Origin of the sequence: Pedococcus sp., assembly GCF_036554925.1 — a bacterium.
Classification (GTDB): Bacteria; Actinomycetota; Actinomycetes; order Actinomycetales; family Dermatophilaceae; genus Pedococcus_A.
Window position 1 is genome coordinate 1 of sequence record NZ_DATBMI010000139.1, and the last position, 2222, is coordinate 2222.

Here is a 2222-nt window from a genome sequence, read left to right on the forward strand (position 1 = left end):
GAAGGACGGCTGGCGGGTCATCGTCGTGACCGAGGGCCACGGCCTGGCCAAGCGCGTCCACGAGGTCCTCGGCGGGGAGGAGGTCCCGAGCCGGCTCGACGCCGACCTCGGCGACCTCGCCCCCGGCATGGTGCACCTCACCACGGGTTCCCTGGGCTCCGGGTTCCTCGCGCCGGCCAGCCGCCTGGCGGTGGTCACCGAGACCGACCTCACCGGCACCGCGGGCCAGGGCGGGTCCACCAAGGACATGCGCCGTATGCCGTCGCGGCGCCGCAACCAGGTCGACCCCCTCCAGCTCAAGCCGGGCGACTTCGTCGTCCACGAGCAGCACGGTGTCGGCAAGTTCGTGGAGATGGTGCAGCGCACCGTCGGCGGCGCCACCCGCGAGTACCTCGTGCTCGAGTACGCCGCATCGAAGCGCGGCCAGCCGGGCGACCGCCTCTACGTGCCGACCGACCAGCTCGACCAGGTGACCCGCTACGTCGGCGGCGAGCAGCCCACCCTCAACAAGATGGGCGGCTCCGACTGGCACAAGACCAAGACCAAGGCCCGCCGCTACGTCAAGCAGATCGCCAACGAGCTCATCCAGCTCTACAGCGCACGCATGGCGACCGCGGGGCACGCGTTCGGCCCCGACACCCCGTGGCAGCGCGAGCTCGAGGACGCCTTCGCCTACGTCGAGACCCCCGACCAGCTCAGCTCGATCGACGAGGTCAAGGCCGACATGGAGCGGTCGGTGCCGATGGACCGCCTCATCTGCGGCGACGTCGGCTACGGCAAGACCGAGATCGCGGTCCGGGCGGCGTTCAAGGCCATCCAGGACGGCAAGCAGGTCGCCGTGCTCGTGCCGACGACCCTGCTCGTCCAGCAGCACCTGCAGACGTTCACCGAGCGCTACGCGCAGTTCCCCGTCGTGGTGAAGGCACTCTCACGGTTCCAGACCGACAAGGAGGCGCGCGAGGTCGTCGAGGGGCTCGCCGACGGCAGCGTCGACCTCGTCATCGGCACGCACCGGCTGCTGTCCAAGGACATCCGCTACAAGGACCTCGGGCTGGTCGTCGTCGACGAGGAGCAGCGCTTCGGTGTCGAGCACAAGGAGCAGCTGAAGACGCTGCGCACCGCCGTCGACGTCCTCGCCATGTCCGCCACGCCGATCCCGCGCACCCTCGAGATGGCGGTGACCGGTATCCGCGAGATGTCGACGCTGGCCACGCCACCCGAGGAGCGCCACCCGGTCCTGACCTACGTCGGCGCCTACGAGGAGAAGCAGATCACTGCAGCCATCCGCCGCGAGCTCCTTCGCGAGGGCCAGGTCTTCCTCGTCCACAACAAGGTCAGCAGCATCGAGCGGGCCGCGTCGCGCATCCGCGAGCTGGTGCCCGAGGCCCGCGTGGCCACCGCCCACGGCCAGATGGGCGAGCACAAGCTCGAGCAGGTCGTCCTCGACTTCTGGGACAAGAAGTTCGACGTGCTGGTCTGCACCACCATCGTCGAGACGGGTCTGGACATCTCCAACGCCAACACCCTGATCGTCGAGCGCGCCGACGTGCTGGGCCTCAGCCAGTTGCACCAGCTCCGGGGTCGGGTGGGCCGCGGGCGCGAGCGGGCCTACTGCTACTTCCTCTACCCGCCCGAGAAGCCGATGACCGAGACGGCCCACGACCGGCTCCAGACCATGGCCAGCCACACCGACCTCGGTGCCGGCATCCAGATCGCGATGAAGGACCTCGAGATCCGCGGCGCCGGCAACCTGCTCGGCGGCGAGCAGTCCGGGCACATCGCCGGGGTCGGCTTCGACCTCTACGTCCGGCTGGTGGGGGAGGCGGTGGCCGACTTCCGGGGCGAGGGGGAGACCGCCCCTGCGGAGATCAAGATCGAGCTGCCGGTCGACGCGCACCTCCCGCACGACTACGTGCCGGGCGAGCGGCTGCGGCTCGAGGCCTACAAGAAGCTCGCCAGCGTCATCGACGAGGCGCAGCTCGCCGAGATCGAGGCCGAGCTCGTCGACCGCTACGGCACGCCGCCGGAGCCGGTGCGCAACCTCATCGAGGTGGCCCGCCTGCGCACGGTCGCCCGCCAGGCCGGGGTCGGCGACATCAGCGTGCAGGGCAACCACGTGCGGTTCGGGCCCGTCGACCTGCCCGAGTCCGCGCAGCTCCGGCTGCAGCGGCTGTACCCGAAGTCGCTCGTGAAGGACGCGGTCCGTACCATTCTCGTGCCCA

The 2222-nt window shown here is 70.3% G+C and carries 1 protein-coding gene; it reads left to right on the top strand.

Annotated elements, in window-relative coordinates; all coding sequences use genetic code 11:
- Window positions 1-2222, top strand: a 2222-nt coding sequence (mfd, locus tag VIB11_RS11455; protein WP_332031355.1) for a transcription-repair coupling factor, incomplete at both ends; no start/stop codon positions are given.